The sequence below is a fragment of the Aeromonas sp. QDB63 genome (assembly GCF_027707425.1).
Taxonomy (GTDB): Bacteria; Pseudomonadota; Gammaproteobacteria; order Enterobacterales; family Aeromonadaceae; genus Aeromonas; species Aeromonas caviae.
The window spans coordinates 21157-37678 of the sequence record NZ_JAPCIS010000001.1 but is presented as its reverse complement, the minus strand read 5'-3'; the positions used below and the strand labels follow the sequence as shown (position 1 = coordinate 37678).

General features: G+C 60.0%; 20 protein-coding genes. 13 read left to right on the top strand and 7 right to left on the bottom strand.

Features of this window, described 5'->3' with window-relative positions; genetic code table 11:
• Positions 1–5: 5 nt before the first annotated feature.
• Together PG879_RS00190 and PG879_RS00185 are read right to left on the bottom strand one after the other, a co-directional pair.
• Positions 6–533 (bottom strand): GspH/FimT family protein, encoded by a 528-nt coding sequence (locus tag PG879_RS00190; RefSeq protein ID WP_109111800.1) that lies wholly within the window; start codon positions 531–533, stop codon positions 6–8.
• Positions 534–631: 98 nt separating this feature from the next.
• The gene (locus PG879_RS00185; protein WP_270829588.1) at positions 632–1150 is read right to left on the bottom strand and encodes a GspH/FimT family pseudopilin; all 519 of its coding nucleotides are present in this window, start codon (positions 1148–1150) and stop codon (positions 632–634) included.
• A gap of 146 nt (positions 1151–1296) precedes the next feature.
• Here PG879_RS00185 and PG879_RS00180 point away from each other — a divergent pair, with 146 nt between their 5' ends.
• Genes PG879_RS00180 through luxS form a run of 4 tightly spaced genes read left to right on the top strand, consistent with a single transcriptional unit; the run spans position 1297 to position 4444 of the window.
• Positions 1297–2919, top strand: coding sequence for an NAD+ synthase (locus tag PG879_RS00180; protein WP_210600309.1), 1623 nt, complete (start codon positions 1297–1299; stop codon positions 2917–2919).
• 9 nt (positions 2920–2928) lie between these two features.
• A complete protein-coding gene (glnB, locus tag PG879_RS00175) occupies positions 2929–3267 on the top strand; it encodes a nitrogen regulatory protein P-II (RefSeq protein WP_005308848.1) in 339 nt (112 codons plus the stop codon).
• A 46-nt stretch (positions 3268–3313) separates the two neighbouring features.
• Positions 3314–3916, top strand: coding sequence for a transglycosylase SLT domain-containing protein (locus PG879_RS00170; RefSeq protein ID WP_104451881.1), 603 nt, complete (start codon positions 3314–3316; stop codon positions 3914–3916).
• A gap of 18 nt (positions 3917–3934) precedes the next feature.
• The gene (gene luxS / locus PG879_RS00165; RefSeq protein WP_104451880.1) at positions 3935–4444 is read left to right on the top strand and encodes an S-ribosylhomocysteine lyase; all 510 of its coding nucleotides are present in this window, start codon (positions 3935–3937) and stop codon (positions 4442–4444) included.
• A gap of 61 nt (positions 4445–4505) precedes the next feature.
• On the opposite strand, the gene PG879_RS00160 is transcribed toward luxS, so the two are convergent.
• Positions 4506–5528, bottom strand: coding sequence for a GGDEF domain-containing protein (locus tag PG879_RS00160; protein WP_210600311.1), 1023 nt, complete (start codon positions 5526–5528; stop codon positions 4506–4508).
• A gap of 133 nt (positions 5529–5661) precedes the next feature.
• On the opposite strand from PG879_RS00160, the gene rnr reads away from it, so the two are divergent.
• From rnr to PG879_RS00140, 4 genes are all read left to right on the top strand, one after another.
• Complete coding sequence (gene rnr / locus PG879_RS00155) at positions 5662–8055, top strand: ribonuclease R (protein WP_270829587.1); 2394 nt, start codon at positions 5662–5664, stop codon at positions 8053–8055.
• Positions 8052–8801 (top strand): 23S rRNA (guanosine(2251)-2'-O)-methyltransferase RlmB, encoded by a 750-nt coding sequence (gene rlmB / locus PG879_RS00150; protein WP_041214488.1) that lies wholly within the window; start codon positions 8052–8054, stop codon positions 8799–8801. The genes rnr and rlmB overlap by 4 nt, the downstream gene beginning before the upstream one ends.
• A gap of 7 nt (positions 8802–8808) precedes the next feature.
• The gene (locus PG879_RS00145; RefSeq protein WP_210600313.1) at positions 8809–9378 is read left to right on the top strand and encodes a Crp/Fnr family transcriptional regulator; all 570 of its coding nucleotides are present in this window, start codon (positions 8809–8811) and stop codon (positions 9376–9378) included.
• A gap of 151 nt (positions 9379–9529) precedes the next feature.
• Complete coding sequence (locus PG879_RS00140) at positions 9530–9985, top strand: GNAT family N-acetyltransferase (RefSeq protein ID WP_049636452.1); 456 nt, start codon at positions 9530–9532, stop codon at positions 9983–9985.
• A 187-nt stretch (positions 9986–10172) separates the two neighbouring features.
• Here the strand turns inward: PG879_RS00140 and PG879_RS00135 are convergent, their stop codons facing one another.
• Both PG879_RS00135 and PG879_RS00130 read right to left on the bottom strand, forming a co-directional pair.
• Positions 10173–11021: a hypothetical protein gene (locus tag PG879_RS00135; protein ID WP_210600314.1), complete on the bottom strand. Its 849-nt coding sequence runs from the start codon at positions 11019–11021 to the stop codon at positions 10173–10175.
• Between the two features lie 99 nt (positions 11022–11120).
• Positions 11121–12344, bottom strand: a complete 1224-nt coding sequence (locus PG879_RS00130) for an Nramp family divalent metal transporter (protein ID WP_210600316.1) — start codon at positions 12342–12344, stop codon at positions 11121–11123.
• 236 nt (positions 12345–12580) lie between these two features.
• On the opposite strand from PG879_RS00130, the gene rpsF reads away from it, so the two are divergent.
• The 4 genes from rpsF (at position 12581) to PG879_RS00110 (ending at position 14574) form a co-directional block, all read left to right on the top strand.
• On the top strand, positions 12581–12967 hold the full coding sequence (rpsF, locus tag PG879_RS00125) for a 30S ribosomal protein S6 (protein WP_005331771.1): 387 nt from the start codon (positions 12581–12583) through the stop codon (positions 12965–12967).
• Between the two features lie 32 nt (positions 12968–12999).
• A complete protein-coding gene (gene rpsR, locus PG879_RS00120) occupies positions 13000–13230 on the top strand; it encodes a 30S ribosomal protein S18 (protein ID WP_005313392.1) in 231 nt (76 codons plus the stop codon).
• 52 nt (positions 13231–13282) lie between these two features.
• Positions 13283–13729 (top strand): 50S ribosomal protein L9, encoded by a 447-nt coding sequence (rplI, locus tag PG879_RS00115; RefSeq protein WP_010673120.1) that lies wholly within the window; start codon positions 13283–13285, stop codon positions 13727–13729.
• 101 nt (positions 13730–13830) lie between these two features.
• Positions 13831–14574 (top strand): ferredoxin--NADP reductase, encoded by a 744-nt coding sequence (locus PG879_RS00110; protein ID WP_210600317.1) that lies wholly within the window; start codon positions 13831–13833, stop codon positions 14572–14574.
• Between the two features lie 54 nt (positions 14575–14628).
• Here the strand turns inward: PG879_RS00110 and PG879_RS00105 are convergent, their stop codons facing one another.
• Both PG879_RS00105 and PG879_RS00100 read right to left on the bottom strand, forming a co-directional pair.
• Positions 14629–14973 carry a hypothetical protein gene (locus PG879_RS00105; protein WP_010673122.1) on the bottom strand — a complete coding sequence of 115 codons (345 nt, stop codon included), beginning with the start codon at positions 14971–14973 and terminating at the stop codon, positions 14629–14631.
• Between the two features lie 25 nt (positions 14974–14998).
• Complete coding sequence (locus PG879_RS00100) at positions 14999–15277, bottom strand: hypothetical protein (protein ID WP_210600319.1); 279 nt, start codon at positions 15275–15277, stop codon at positions 14999–15001.
• Between the two features lie 246 nt (positions 15278–15523).
• Between PG879_RS00100 and PG879_RS00095 the strand changes: the two genes are divergently transcribed.
• On the top strand, positions 15524–16519 hold the full coding sequence (locus PG879_RS00095) for a Preprotein translocase subunit SecY (RefSeq protein WP_210600321.1): 996 nt from the start codon (positions 15524–15526) through the stop codon (positions 16517–16519).
• The last annotated feature ends 3 nt before the right edge of the window (positions 16520–16522 follow it).

The window sequence follows — 16522 nt, the reverse complement described above, 5'->3', positions numbered from 1 at the left end:
AGGGGCTAAGAACAACTCAGCCCCTTTTTTTCGCTTCTGCTTCTGCCGGATGGGGAAACGATGATATCGACTCGGGGTGCCTGGTCGATACAAAACCGGAGTGTCATATTGGTGCCAATCGCAGTGCCATCTGGACTAAATCGCACAAATTGTCGATTGGCCGTCACGGTATGTTTTTCAAGAAAGGGTTCTGTTGCTGATAACAAGATATCGCCATTTGCAATATCGAATTGGCGATCCTGATTGGTGTCGATAAAGATAAGCATGCGCTGAGCGCCGGTTTGATTTGCGAGTACACAACCTTCTTTTGTGGAGTTTCTGACAGGCAGGGCAAGACATGCTGTGACGGGTTGCTGCTGTGTGATGGCTTGCCGTTGGCCGAAGATCAGGTGGTCCTGCAGGTTTCTTGTGTAGATGTCGCTGTCGGTAGATGTTAGCAGATTTGCCAATGACGGCAGTCCCAGGGTCAGCAGGATGGTTGTCAGGCTTGCCGATATCAAAAACTCAAGCAGGGTAAATCCATTTCGTGCCATAGCGTATGAGTCCTTGTTCAAAAGAGACTCTAAGCATAGTTATTGGATTGAAATGGATCCTTTTGTGCTCGCGTGTGTTTCGCGGTAGTTAACGCAGGTCATGGACATACAGCACCACTTGCCTGGCTATGGGCACGTCCGGCAGGCATAACTTCAATCTGAACGCCCTTTTCGCCGCTTACACAGAGTGAAAAGGTGACCTCGCTGTCAGACGTAATGGTGCCATCTGGGGTGAAGCGCAGCGCCTGTGCATCTGCAGAAATGGCCAGTTCTGCAGGAAACTCGGGACTTGCCGTCAGAGTTGTTTCGCTGCCATTGCGCTTCTGATCGCTATTAGTATCGATAAAAGCGATCTGCCGGGTCGCTCCATTTTGATTGGCAGTAACACACTCTTCTACAGAATTATTGATAGTGGTCAGGCAGAGAGTAACCGTTTGCTGGTTAGAGATAGCCTGTTGTCTGGCATAGTTTAAGTGGTTGAGAAGGCTTTTTTCCTGTGTCGCCAAATTATTGCTGCCAAGCAGGTTAGAGAGGGAAGGAATACCAATCCCCAACAGAATGACGCCCAGCGCAATGGCTATCATCAACTCCATCAGGGTAAATCCGGCGTTTTTCATATCTGCGAAGGCCTGTCGTTCCGTTACTATCTACAGCTTATCCTTCCCGCTGGTTGCTGTCACACGGTTACGCCTGTCTTGAACTGGCAGATTGCCCCCCTTTTCTTTATCATTCCCCATCATTTTCGAATTCAAGATGCATCGCCATGGCAAAAGCCCTCTCTCTGATGCTTGCCCAGTTGAATCTGACGGTAGGCGCCATCGAAGATAACACTGACAAAGTGCTCGCTGCGGCCGCTCAGGCCGAACAGCAAGGTGCCGATCTGCTGGTTTGCTCCGAGCTGGCCCTGACCGGCTATCCACCAGAAGATCTGTTGCTGCGCGCCGACCTGATGATCCGGGTCGAAGCCGCTCTGTCCCGCATCGCGGCATGGCAGGGCCAATGTGCCATTCTGGTGGGCCACCCTTGGCGCGAAGAGGGGGCGCTTTACAATACGGCGTCTCTCTATGAGCGTGGGCAACTGCGGGCACGTTATTTCAAACAGGACTTGCCCAACTACGGGGTGTTCGACGAGAAGCGCTACTTCACTGCGGCGACCGATACCTGTGTGGTGCCGTTCCGTGGCCATCAGCTGGGTTTGCTCATCTGCGAAGATCTCTGGCAGCCGGGTCCGGCGCTGGCCGCCAAGGCGGCGGGGGCCGAGCTGCTGCTCACCATCAATGCCTCTCCTTATGATCAGGAAAAACCCTGGATCCGCCGCGAGCTGATGGCCGAGCGCTGCGATCAGACCGGCCTGCCGCTCATCTACCTCAACCAGGTATGCGGCCAGGACGAGCTGATTTTCGACGGCTGCTCCAAGGTGCTCAGTAGCCAGGGCGAGTTGACTCACAAGCTGGCCCCGTTTGCCGAAGAGCTGGCGCTGGTACGTTTTGCTGATGGCCAGCCAGTGAAAGAGTGTGAACCGGCTGCGCCGCTTGAGCCGTTGGCAGAGACCTATCAGGCGCTGGTGCTGGCAGTGCGCGACTATGTCGCCAAGAACGGCTTTCACGGCGCTGTGCTGGGTCTCTCCGGCGGCATCGACTCGGCGCTGACCCTGGCCATCGCGGCCGATGCCATCGGGGCCGACAAGGTGCAGGCGGTGATGATGCCGTTCCGCTACACAGCACAGATGAGTGTGGAAGATGCCAAGGAGCAGGCTGAGCGGATGGGGGTTGAGTTCAACATCATCTCCATCGAGCCGATGTTCGAAGGATTTATGACCCAGCTGGCGCCGTTGTTTGAAGGTACCGCCCGCGATACCACCGAAGAGAACCTGCAGGCCCGCTGCCGCGGTGTGTTGCTGATGGCGCTCTCCAACAAACGTCGTCGCATCGTTCTGACCACCGGCAACAAGAGCGAAATGGCGGTCGGTTATGCCACGCTGTACGGCGACATGGCGGGTGGCTTTGATGTGCTCAAGGACGTCCCCAAGACGCTGGTCTTCAAACTGTGCGAATATCGCAACTCGGTTGACTACGTGATCCCGCAGCGGGTTATCGACCGCCCCCCTTCGGCAGAATTGGCGCCGGATCAGGTGGATCAGGACAGCCTGCCCCCGTACGACATCCTCGATGCCATCCTCAAGCGTTATGTGGAAGAGGATGCGTCCGTGGCCGACATGGTGGCAGAAGGCTTCGAGGAAGCGGTGGTGCGCAAGGTGATCCGGCTGGTGGATCTCAACGAATACAAGCGCCGTCAGGCGGCGGTCGGGCCCCGCATTACGGCTCGCAACTTTGGTAAGGATCGCCGTTACCCCATTACATCCGGGTTCGGCAAACAGAACTGGTAAGGAGTCACCATGAAGAAGATTGAAGCCATCATCAAACCGTTCAAGCTGGACGATGTGCGCGAGGCCCTGGCCGAGATCGGCATCAACGGCATGACCGTATCCGAAGTCAAAGGCTTCGGCCGCCAGAAGGGCCATACCGAGCTCTATCGCGGCGCCGAATATATGGTCGACTTCCTGCCGAAAGTGAAGGTGGAGCTGGTGGTGCAGGACGAGGATCTCGATGCCTGCCTGGAAGCCATCCAGAACACAGCGCGTACCGGCAAGATCGGTGATGGCAAGATCTTCGTCTGCGAGGTGGAGCGCGTCATTCGTATTCGTACTGGTGAAGAGAACGAAGACGCGATCTGATGTGGTGGATGTGCCCTGTGATGAACAGCAAGAGTCTGTCGCTCTGATGTCGTTTTACCGTATCGGGGTCGTGGCGGCGTGCTTGATGGCACTCACCGCGTGCAGCACCCGGCCGCCGGCCCAGCCGGAAAACCTGTGCCAGATCTTTCGGGAGAAACCCGAATGGCACGAGGCGGCGCTCAAGATGAACGAGAAGTGGGGGACACCTGTCCAGGTAGTGATGGCCATGATGTACCAGGAGTCCTCCTTCGTGCATGATGCCCAGCCGCCGATGCAGTATTTCCTCTTCATCCCCACCGGGCGGGCCAGTTCAGCCTACGGCTATGCCCAGGTGAAAGACGAAACCTGGGCCGACTATCAGCGGGAAACCGGCAACGGCTGGAGCGATCGCGACGACTTTGCCGACGCCATCGATTTCATGGGCTGGTACACTCACAAGGCACAGCGGCTCAACGGCACGTCCAAGTGGGATGCCTATGGCCAGTATCTCAATTATCACGAAGGCTGGGGGGGCTACCGACGTGGCAGCTACCGCAGCAAGGGATGGCTGCTGAAGGTCTCCCGCAAGGTGGAGGCCCGTGCCCAGCGCTACGGTGCCCAGTATCGACAATGCAAGGATCAGCTCTCCAGCGGGGGCTGGTTCTGGTAACCAAATCAGGAGTCAGAAATGCCGTTATTGGACAGTTTTACCGTCGACCATACCCGCATGGCCGCCCCGGCAGTGCGAGTGGCGAAGACCATGCAGACCCCGAACAAGGACACCATCACCGTGTTCGACCTGCGTTTCTGCGTGCCGAACGAGGAGATCCTCTCCGAGCGCGGCATCCATACCCTGGAGCATCTTTTTGCCGGCTTCATGCGTGATCATCTCAATGGGAATGGGGTGGAGATCATCGACATCTCTCCCATGGGTTGCCGCACCGGCTTCTACATGAGCCTGATCGGTGCGCCGGATGAAGCCCGTGTTGGCGCTGCCTGGCAGGCCGCCATGAGCGACGTGCTGACCGTGCAGGATCAGGGCAAGATCCCCGAGCTGAACGAATACCAGTGCGGTACTTACAGAATGCATTCGCTGGAAGAGGCCCATGCCATCGCCCGCCATGTGCTGGAGCGCGGTATCGGTGTCAACCACAATGACGAGCTGGCCCTGCCGGAAGAGAAGCTGAAAAGCCTCTGATCCCGAGAAGGGAAGCATGAAAAAGGCCGGTCAATGACCGGCCTTTTTGCATCTGGTGGGATCAGGAGGGCAGTGGCATCACCCGATTGCGCCCCAGCTCCTTGGCCTTGTAGAGCAGCTTGTCGGTTCGCTCGATCAGGGTGTCTGCCGTCTCCTGAGAGATGTATTCCCCCACGCCGAACGAGGCGGTGATGTGATCGATGCGTCGCCCGGATTTGCGATCCAGAATCGACATCCGCTCGATGACGCGACGCAGGCTCTCGGCCATCTGGCGGGTCAGCGCCAGGGCGCGGTTTGGCACCAAGAGGGCAAACTCCTCACCCCCCAGGCGATAGGCGGTTATGCCCTCCTTGCTGGCCTCTCGCAGCCGCTTGCCGACGATGCGCAGCACCTGGTCCCCCAGCAGATGTCCATATTCGTCGTTGAAGTTCTTGAAGCGATCGATATCGGTCAGGATCAGCGAGAAGGGCTGCTTGCTGCGAATGAGGCTGTCCATCTCGAGATCGAAGGCGCGTCGATTGAGCAGAGACGTGAGCGGGTCCTCGGTGGCCAGCTTCCTCGTCTCGTTCAGGGCCTGTTTCAGCTCCTTGATCTCTTTCTCGGCGCTGCTGAGCTGGTTGCGAAAGTGGAGGGTGGACATGCGTACGTCACGCGACTCGCGCACGAGATCCCGCAGGATCCCCATGGTGTCTTCCAGGCTGAGCCCCTCGTCGTCTATCTTGCTCAGCTTGTCGAAACTCTTGTCGAGCATCTCCTGAAACAGCCCGGTATCGGAGATGGCATCCTGCATCGAGTGACTCAGCTCGCTGGCCATGGCGGCCAGATTGAGTTTCATCGCCTCGATCTGCTGCTCGTCCTGGGCCGCAAGGTGCTGGTGGTAGAGCCGCTCACAGGTGGTCAGGGAGAAGGTCCCCTGTTGTTTTATCGCCTGATCGACGGCATGGTTGAGTTCGGGCATGTCGCCGGAGACATAGCTGTACCAAAGGTGATAGTTGTTCGGCGTGGTGGGAATTTGATACTTGATCATCAGGGGAACCGCCTGTTTCAAATAGGCGGCAGATTGGGCGAACGAGTCCTTGCTCATGAGTTCCGAGTCTCACATACCTGCAAACTGTGTCCAGTATGACAGAGAGAATGGCCAAAAGGCAGTCGATGGATGCCATTAGCTCCCCCCTCCGATATAATGTCTGCGTTATTACCTACCCTAAGGCCTGCTTATGTCTCAAAAAGATCCTTTCCTCCAACGCGAGGCCGAAAAATACGAAAACCCCATCGCCAGTCGCGAGATGCTGCTGGAGCTCATCAAGGGCCATGAGAAACCCATGTCCCGGGAAGAGCTGGCCAAGGTCCTCAAGCTGACCGATGAAGAGCCGTTGGAAGCCTTGCGACGTCGTCTGCGCGCCATGGAGCGCGACGGGCAGCTCGTGTTCACCCGCAACCAATGTTACGCCCTGCCGGATCGCCTGAATCTGGTCAAAGGCTATGTGCTTGGCCACAAAGATGGATTCGGTTTTCTGCGCCCCGAGGGTGGTGGAGCGGATCTCTTCCTGAACAACCGCGAGATGCAGCGCCTGATGCATGGCGACTATGCCCTGGTGCAGCCGACCGAGATCGATCGCAAGGGTCGTCAGGAAGCGCGTCTGGTGCGCCTGCTCAAATCCCGCGAGGCGGACATCGTCGGTCGTTACTTCGTCGAGAACGGCGTCGGTTTCGTGGTACCCGATGACAGCCGCATCGGCCAGGACATCATCATCCCGGAAGGGGAGAACAAGGGGGCTCGCCAGAGCCAGGTCGTGGTCGTGCGCATCAACCAGCGCGCCACTGCCCGCTTCAATGCGGTCGGCACCGTCTTGGAAGTCCTGGGTGAGAACATGGCGCCCGGCATGGAGATCGAGATCGCCCTGCGTACCCACGGCATTCCGCACACCTGGCCGGAAGAGGTGACCAAGGAGGTCGCCGGTCTCGGCGAGCAGGTGCCTGAGAAGGCCAAAGAGGGTCGCATCGATCTGCGCGCCCTGCCGCTGGTGACCATCGACGGGGAAGACGCCCGCGACTTTGATGACGCCGTCTTCTGTGAAGCCAAGCGCGGTGGTGGCTGGCGCCTGTGGGTCGCCATCGCGGACGTTTCGGCTTATGTGAAACCGGGCACGGCCCTCGATACCGAAGCCTATCAGCGCGGCAACTCGGTCTACTTCCCCGAGTTCGTGGTGCCCATGCTGCCGGAGGTGCTCTCCAATGGTCTGTGTTCCCTAAACCCGCAGGTCGACCGGCTCTGCATGGTGTGCGAGATGACCATCTCCGCCGCCGGCCGCATGTCCGGCTACAAGTTCTACGAAGCGGTAATGAACTCCCACGCTCGCCTGACCTACACCAAGGTAGCGGAGATCCTGGACGGGGATCCCAAGCTGCGTCAGCAGTATGATCCGCTGGTGGGCCACATCGAGGAGCTGAGCAACCTCTACAAGGCGCTCAAGCATGCTCGCCATCAACGCGGTGCGGTGGAGTTCGAGAGCGAGGAGACCCGCTTTATCTTCAACGCCCAGCGCAAGATCGACCGTATCGTACCGCTGGTGCGCAATGACGCCCACAAGATCATCGAAGAGTGCATGATCCAGGCGAACGTGGCGGCCGCCCGCTACATCGAGAAGAACGAGGCCGCCGCCCTGTTCCGGGTGCACGACCGCCCGGGCGAGGAGCGCCTCACCGGCTTCCGCGACTTCCTGGCCGAACTGGGTCTGGAGCTCAAGGGGGGCCTGGAGCCCGAGCCGAAGGACTTTGCCGACCTGGCCGCCAAATTCGAAGGGCGCCCGGATGCGGAATTGCTCTCCACCATGCTGCTGCGCTCCATGCGTCAGGCCATCTATCAGGCCGACAACATCGGTCACTTCGGCTTGGCCCTGAAGTCCTACGCTCACTTCACCTCGCCAATCCGTCGCTACCCGGATCTCATCCTGCACCGGGCGATCAAGTATCAGACCGCCAAGGAGCAGCAGGGCAACCTGCGCCACAAGTGGACCCCGAGCGGTGGCTACCACTACCAGCTGGAAGAAGTGGACCCCATGGGCGAGCACTGCTCCATGACGGAGCGCCGTGCCGATGATGCCACCCGCGACGTGGCAGACTGGCTCAAGTGCGAGTACATGCTGGATCACGTGGGTGACGAGTTTGACGGCGTCATCGCCAGCGTCACCGGTTTTGGCTTCTTCGTGCGTCTGGCGGAGATCCACATCGACGGTCTGGTGCACGTCAGCACCCTCACCAACGACTACTACCAGTTCGACCCGCTGCACCAGCAGCTGATCGGCGAGAACTTCCGCCGTCGCTATCGTCTGGGTGACAAGGTGCGGGTCAAGGTGATGGGCGTGAACCTGGACGATCGCAAGATCGACTTCGTGATGGTGGAAGAGCCCCTCAAGGCCACCGGCAAGAACGCCAAGGAGATGGCGCGCAAGCAGGCCGAGATCAAGAAAGAGAAGGCTAAGAGCGCCCAGCGCCACGAGAAACGCAAAGAGGGCAAGGAGAGCGGTAAATCCGACAAGGGTGGCCGTGCCAAGCCCAGCAACAGACGACCGAGCAAAAAGGCTCGCGACAAGGCCAAGAGCACTAAATGAGTACTGAACTGATCTACGGCATTCACGCCGTCTCCGCGCTGCTGGAGCGCACCCCCGAGCGCTTCATCGAGGTGTGGGCTCTCAAGGGCCGCGATGACGAGCGGCTGCATCCCCTGCTGGCCGAGCTGGAGTCCCTCGGCATCAGGGTGCAGAGCGTGAACCGCAAGACGCTGGATGACAAGGCGGAAGGCAACAATCACCAGGGCATCATGGCCAAGGTGATTGAAGCGCCCAAGCTGGCCGAGCACGACCTGGCCAGCCTGCTGGACGGTCTGGCGGCGCAAGAGACAGCGCCCTTCCTGCTGGTACTGGACGGGGTGACCGATCCGCACAATCTCGGCGCCTGTCTGCGCAGTGCCGATGCGGCCGGGGTGCATGCGGTGATCGTGCCGCGGGACAAGGCCACAGGCCTCACGTCCGTGGTGCGCAAGGTCGCCTGTGGCGCTGCCGAAGTGGTGCCGCTCATCCAGGTCACCAACCTGGCCCGCAGCCTGCGCGAGTTGCAGGAGCGCGGCGTCTGGATCGTGGGTACCGCCGGCGAGGCGGATCACGATCTTTATCAGGCCAAACTCACCGGTCCCATGGCGCTGGTGATGGGGGCCGAAGGCAAGGGGATGCGCCGCCTGACCCGCGAACATTGCGACGAGCTGGTGAGCATCCCCATGGCGGGGGCGGTATCCAGCCTCAACGTCTCGGTGGCGAGCGGTGTCTGCCTGTTCGAAGCCGTGCGCCAGCGCCGCGTCTGACAAGACGATGACCGACAGACCCCCCTTTGTCTGGGAACGGGTTGCAGATGAGCAGGAGGCCGAGCGCCTCCTCTCTTTTGTCCGCTCCCTGACCTTGCCCCCTCGCACCAGCCTCTGGCATGCCGGTGACAGTCCGGCGCTGCTGGTCAGGGTGGAGGAGGGGTTGTTGCGGGCCAAGGTAGTGCTGGCGGATGGCCGCGAGTACATCAAGGAGTTCTATTGGGAGGGGGACGAGTTTATCGACTTCCACCACCTGCTCAGTGGTGAGCCCGCCCGCTACAGTGTGGAGGCGCTGGAGCCTTGCCGATTGCAGCTTCTTCCGCTGGCGGATCTGCGCCGACTCCCTTGCTGGCCCGCCTGGTATCACCATCTCCTTGAAGTGCAACTGCGCATCAAGGAGGAGAAAGAGCTGTTGCTGCTGACCGGGGGCCCAGAGGCGCGCTATCAGCATTTTCTGCGAAGCTTCCCCGCGCTGGATGCCAGGGTTCCGGATCACCAGATTGCCGCCTATCTGGGGATCACCCCCATCAGCCTGAGCCGCATCCGCAGGCGGCTGAAAACGCGCGATCAGGGTTGAGCCAGAAGGGATTGCCGATGAACCTGGGCAGAGATCGGCTCTTTGCCGGCCATGTCCGCATTGGATGAGAAGGGGGGCAACTTAACCAAGGTTAATGCCCCTCGTCGGGAGCAAGATTATGCTGTCAGACCCCATTAAACAGGAGTCATTCATGAACTGGAGTATGAAATCCTGGTCCGAGCTGACCACGGATGAATTGTATGAGCTGCTTGCCCTGCGCGCCGAGGTGTTCGTGGTGGAGCAGACCTGTCCCTTCCAGGATCTGGACGGGCTGGATCGCCGTGACGGCGTGCTGCATCTGCTCGGTCGTGAGGGGGATCACCTGGCGGCCTATGCCCGCATCATGGCACCCGGCATTGGTGATGACAGCGGCGCCGCCATCGGCCGCGTGGTCACCTCTCCCACGTCGCGGGGGGGCGGACTGGGTCACCGCCTGCTGGCGCAAGCGGTCAGAGAGTGCGAGGCACGCTGGCCTGCACACAGCATCTGGCTCGGTGCACAGGCCCACCTGCAAGGTTTTTACGGCCAGCATGGTTTCGTGGCCGAAGGGGAAGGGTATCTGGAAGATGACATCCCTCACATGGGGATGCGAAGGGAGCCTGCCTGACATCGTCAGGCGCCAGGAAAGGGGCAAGTGGCCCCTCACCCGTGGGGCATCGCATGGTTTTTTGCTACCCCGTGGCCATGGGGTCGTCAGACCGGGGTGAGATATCGCCGCACTGATCTGCCTGCGGTCTCTCTGTCGGGACACCGCCCCGGTCAGGGCGGTGCGGCATCAGGAGGGCTGGGGTGGTTCAGGGGGTGACCCGGGTGGTGAGGGTTAATCCCTCTTCACTGGAGGCCAGCGTTACCTGAACCTGGCCCAACTCGGTCAGACTGCCCACATGGGTGCCGCCACAGGGAATGGTGATCTCCCGACCCTCCAGCATGCCATGCCAGTAGCGGGAATCGATGATGGCCTCACCGGCCCGGCTGCGGCGGATCTCGCCTCCCTCTTTGAGCCAGCGCATCAGCTGCTCGTTGACCTGGAGCGCTATCCTGTCGAGGTCGGCCAGCAGTGCCTCGCTGTTAATTCCCTTTTTTCGAAGGCTCTTGCCGATCCGGTACTGCTCCTTTGATCCTCTGGGCTCGACCCGGGAGTGCTGGATGGCGAGGCGGTCGAAATCCGGCTGCCCGAGAGCGTCCAGCTCGCTTGTCTCCTTTCGCCAATAGGGCGTGAGCGCCCGATTGAGGGCCAGTGCCACCAGGTGGCAGGCGCTGTGGCCCAGGCTCAGGGCATGGCGAGCCTCGGCATCCACTGTCAGTTCCACAGGCGAGCCAATGGCAAGGTGATGGGAACCGGCGAGGGGATGCACCACCACGAAAGCCCACCCATCCGCCCCCCGCTTGACCGGAATCTCCGTATCCACGAACAGCTCGCCCTCGGGACTGATGGCGCCCATGCGGCAGGGGCCCACGGCCGCTTCCCCCCCTTCCCAGCGCACTGTGCCCACGTCACCGGGTTGATCGGGCCAGAGGTGGCTCTGGGGATGAAAGGGGGTGAGGTCGGTGACCAGCAGGGTCGGATCCCCCTGTTTGCAACAGACGACGCTGGCCTGTTCCTGATGGTGGCCCAGTACGAAGCTGGCTCGGGTATGTTCCATGGCGGGCTCCCGCAACGAGATGATGAGAAGGGAAAGGGGCAGCATACGCGAAAGTGCGAAAAGGCTCATCAACCCGGGTCAATGAGCCTCAAGATGGCGTTAGAGGGTGGTGACCAGCAGATAGGCATTGAGGCCGATCACCAGGGCGACGATGAGACGCCCCACGGCCTGGGTGACGGGGTGATTGCGATGTGCCCCCATCAGGGCGCGATCACCGGTCAGGATCAGCAGCGGAATAAGGGCGAGGGCGATGCCGAAGCTCAGCACTACCTGGCTCAGCACCAGAATTTCCGTGGTGTTGAGACCCATGGCGATCACCACGAAGGCGGGAGCCATGGTGATGGCTCGGCGCAGCCAGAGCGGAATGGTGAAGCGCACGAAGCCCTGCATCACCACTTGCCCCGCCAGCGTTCCCACCACGGTGGAGGAGATGCCGGAGGCGACCAGGGAGAGGCCGAACAGGGTGGCGGCTGCCGGGCCCAGCAGGGGCGTGAGGGTCTGGTAGGCCGATTCCAGCTCGGCCACCTGCTGGTTGCCGGAACTGTGGAAGGCGGCCGCCGCCATGGCCATCATGGCCAGGTTGACGAAGCCGGCGATGGTCATGGCGATGGCCACGTCGACCCGGGTGCTGTGCAGTCGCTGGGTCACCGTGCCCTGCTCCTGGGTGTGCTGGGTCAGGGCCGAGTGGAGGTAGATGACATGGGGCATCACGGTGGCACCGAGCACGCCGGCGGCAAGATAGACAGCATCACCATTGGGGAGGCCGGGGAAGAGTGCCCCTTCCAGCAGGCTCGGCAGATGGGGGCGCGAGAAGATCAGCTCGACGATGTAGGCGGCGGCCACGAACAGCAGCAGGCCGCCCACCACGAACTCCAGCGGCTTCTGGCCGCGGGATTGAAGCATCAGGATCCCCCAGGTGACCACGGCGGTGATGCAGGCCCCTTCCAGCAGGGTGATGCCGAGCAGCAGCTTGAAGCCGACCGCAGCGCCGATGAACTCGGCGAGATCGGTGGCCATGGCGATGATCTCGGCCTGCACCCAATAGGCCCAGACTGCGGGCCTGGGCAGACGATCACGAATGTGTTCCGCCAGGTTCTTGCCAGTGACGATACCGAGCTTGGCCGAGAGGGTCTGCACCAGCATGGCCATCAGATTGGCCCACACCACTACCCACAGCAGTTGATAGCCGAAGGTGGAGCCGGCCTGGATGTTGGTCGCAAAATTGCCCGGGTCGATATAACCGATGGCGGCGATGAAGGCGGGGCCGAGCAGGGTCAGCTTGAATTTGCGGGCCGGGATGGCCCTGGTGAGCGCAGGTTGCATACTGTCATCCTCCGTGGGGATATGAGGAGAGTATGGATCTAAATGATAATTGTTATCAATTGACGTTTTGTATCGGGCTCATCGAGAAAAACATCTTGCTTCGCCAGTTGCAGTGGGAGAGGTGATTTCGTACAATACGCCGCCCTAGAAAGCAGCGTCTAAACATCACAATGTTCCTTGCCTCCGAGGTCTGGCTGCACCTGGGCGGAGGCTGAATTAATCCGTAAGGAGCTAAAATGCGTCATTACGAAATCGTCTTCATGGTTCATCCGGACCAGAGCGAGCAAGTACCTGGCATGATCGAGCGTTACACCGGCGCTATCACCACCGCTGGTGGTACCATTCATCGCCTGGAAGATTGGGGCCGTCGTCAACTGGCTTACCCGATCGACAAGCTGCACAAGGCTCACTACGTTCTGATGAACGTAGAAGCTGAACAGGCCGTTATCGATGAGCTGGAAACCAACTTCCGCTTCAACGATGCCGTTATCCGCAACATGATCATGCGCACCAAGCACGCCGTGACTGAAGTTTCTCCGATGGCCAAGGCCAAGGAAGAGCGCTTCACCCGTCGTGACGACGAGCGTCGCGAAGATGCTGTTGAAGCGTCTTCCGAAGAGTAATTCTTAGATCACCGCATTAGAGGATAAAGGCCATGGCACGTTATTTCCGTCGTCGTAAGTTCTGCCGCTTCACCGCCGAGAACGTTACCGAGATCGACTACAAAGATATCGTTACTCTGAAAAACTACGTCACTGAATCTGGCAAGATCGTACCGAGCCGTATCACCGGTACCCGCGCCAAGTATCAGCGTCAGCTGGCACGCGCCATCAAGCGTGCTCGTTACCTGGCTCTGCTGCCGTACACCGATCTGCACAACAAGTAAAAATCGGCCCGGCGCTTACGCCTAACTCAACGAAATTTATAGAGGAAAGGTAATGCAAGTTATCCTGCTCGATAAGATCGCCAAACTGGGCGGTCTGGGTGACCAAGTTTCCGTAAAAGCTGGTTATGCCCGTAACTACCTGATCCCGCAAGGCAAAGCTGTTATGGCCACCAAGGCCAACATCGAAGCCTTCGGTGCTCGTCGCGCTGAGCTGGAAGCCAAACTGGCTGCCAACAAGGCTGCTGCCGAAGAGCGCGCTGCCAAGCTGGGTGAGCTGGCTGCCGTTGTCATCGCCTCCAAGTCTGGCGACGAAGGCAAGCTGTTCGGTTCCATCGGTACCCGTGACGTGGCTGAAGCCATCACTGCTGCCGGCGTAGCCGTTGCCAAGAGCGAAGTCCGCATGGGCAACGTTCTGCGTAACACCGGTGAGTACGAAGTTGTTGTTCAGCTGCACGCTGACGTCAAAGCAACCGTACAAATCCAGGTTGTTGCTCTGTAATAGCGTTCCGCTCTTGCAGAAAAACCCGCGCACATGCGCGGGTTTTTTATTTTCAGATCAAGGGGTAAAGTGAAGGTCTGTTCCTCTGGAGGAGAACCTTTATGGCTGCCTGGGTCGAAGGTCGGGTCATCGAGCGCATCGAGTGGACACCCACCCTGCTCTCCCTGCGTGTGGAGGCGGAACTTGCCCCCTACAAGGCGGGTCAATTCACCAAGCTGGCCCTGGAGCAGGGCGAGCGTCGAGTCCAGCGTGCCTACTCCTTCGTCAATCCTCCCGGCACGCCCTATCACGAATTCTATCTGGTGGAGATCCCCGGCGGTGAACTGAGCCCCTCTCTCGGTTCCCTGCAGGTGGGCGACGGCCTGCTGGTGCAGTCCCAGGCCACCGGTTTCCTGACCCTGGATGAGATTCCCCCGGGACGGGATCTCTGGCTGCTCTCAACCGGCACCGCCATCGGCCCCTTCCTCGCCATGCTGGCAGAAGGACAGGTCTTCGACCGCTTCGAGCATCTGGTGCTGGTACATGGGGTGAGAAAAGGGGAAGAGCTCAGCTATCAGCCGCTTATCGCCAGTTTTGCCGAGCAGCATGGCGAGCGTTTTCGCTATGTTCCCTTCGTCAGTCGTGAGACCTGGCCGGGGACGATGGCAGGGCGTATCCCGGCAGCCATCGTCGATGGCAGCTTGCAGGCGAGGGTGGGGCTGAACTTCTCCCCCGAGTTGAGCCAGGTGATGATCTGCGGCAACCCCGCCATGGTGAAAGAGACTCAGCAGACCCTGCTCGGGCTGGGGCTTGCCAAGAACCTGCGTCGCGCCCCCGGCAATATCAGCATGGAAAACTACTGGTAGGGGACATGACTCCAGGGGCCGCAGGCCCCTCAACCATGTCCATGGGCATGCTGGTCAGTGTTTTTGGTGGCCGTTGCCGCCGTGCTTGTTCCTGGGCTTGTCATGGCCCTGACCCGGGTTGTTGCCACTGTGAATGCTGCGGTTGTAATGGTCGCGGTATTTTCCATCCATGTTGTCGCAGTTGAGCTGGATGCGGCTGGTCCGGGTGCTGACATCCAGGCAGTTGTGCTGCCACCACTCGTACTCCTTGTCGTCCCAATCCAGGCTTACCCGGCCCTGGTCGGTGGAGATCCGGATGTCGTCATCGTGTTTGGAAGGGGGGGCAGCAAAGGCCATTCCCTGAACCAGAAGCAGGGAGAGCAGCAGTGCGCCGCGGGAAGTCATGGTCATGTGGGTCATCGCATCAAGGCTCCTGTCAGGGGGATCATTGATCCAGTTGCGTGCTGATCTGGTTGGTGCTGGGGGGCTGGTTGCGCTGCGTCTCGTCCTCCAGACTGAGGTTGATCCTCTTGCAGTCGGCGGCGGCCGTGTCGCCGCTCCCGAGATCGAAGCAGTTGCTCTGGGACCAGTCAAACTGCGTGTCATTCCAGTCCAGATTGAAGGTCAGCGCATCCACGGAGAAGGTCTGGCTCCCTTCGTCCTGTGCCAGGGCGCTACCAGTGCTCAGAAAAAGAGAGAGCAACAAAGCCGTCGTTCTGTTCATGATGTCCTCGAGTCGTGTTCGGTGGAAATGAGTGTAATGCGGCGGGCTTAACCCGAGCATAACCGCAGATGTCCTTCAGGTACGGGGTCGATTGTAGTGTTTTTCTGCTGCCGATTTGCACGTTTTGGTCGCACTCTGGGCAGCTGATCGTCCATCGGCGGGAATTCGGGGATTTGCCCTTCTCTCCGGGGGAGTGGTGACTATAATCGGCAGCCAACTTTTCCTGCAGATGTTTCCCGTTTCATCATGACTACTCAGGCTTGCGCCGCATTGCGTTACCCCAAGGGATGGTTCGCCCTCACGACTGTCTACAGTTTTACCGGGCTGGCCATTCTGGCCTCCATCGTCTTCTCCCTGCTGCTGTTTCTCTCCATCGACGAAAACCCCCTGATGAAGTGGCTGTTCGGCGGGCTGGCCATCATCTTTGAGCTGGGCAAGTTCTACGTCTGGTACGAGTACGGCGAGTGCAAGGCGAGGCGGGATCTGGGCGGCGCCTTCTGGTCGCTGCTGTTCTACAGCGTGCTGGCCGCCATCTCCATCGGGGGCAGTATCGGCGGCATCAACAGCGCCACCAACACCATCCTGAGCCAGCAGGCGCGTCACGAGCGGGAGATAGCCCGTTTCGACGAGCAGATAGCCAGCATAGAGCGGCAGATCCAGCTCAACGAAGAGGCGGCCCGCAAATACATCGAGATGGCGCGTATCTCGAGCGGCGTCAGCGGTCTGCAGCAGGCCAACACCAAGCTCAGGCTGCGTCAGGACGAGCTGCGCCAGGAGCGGGACGCCAAGCCGCTGGGGGAGCAGTCCTCCATGCTGGGGCTGATGAGCAGTCTGGCGGACGGGGTGGGCATGAGCATCGGCCAGGTGCAGTTCCTGCTGGTCTGCTTCCTGTCTATCCTGCTCGATGCGTTTGGTGCCTTTTTCGTCAGCCTGATCGGTGAGGAGAACCGCTTCCGCCGTCAATGGATGTGGCAACGAGAGAAGGCGCAAGCCGAGGCCCGGGTCGCAGCGCCGACCCCGGAGCCGTCAGCGTTCAGCAGACCCGTGCCCGAGCCAGCCGTGGTCGCCCAGGTGCGCGGCGCGCTGGAGAGCGGCGAGCTCAAATGCAGCAAACGCAAGGTGGCAGAGGCATTGTCACTGTCTCTGGAGGAGGTGGACCGGGTGTTCCAGCATCTGCTGGCGCAGGGCGTGCTGGGGCAGGGCAGCAATCGTCACTACCATCTTCGTGCCGAGCAGGGGTGAATC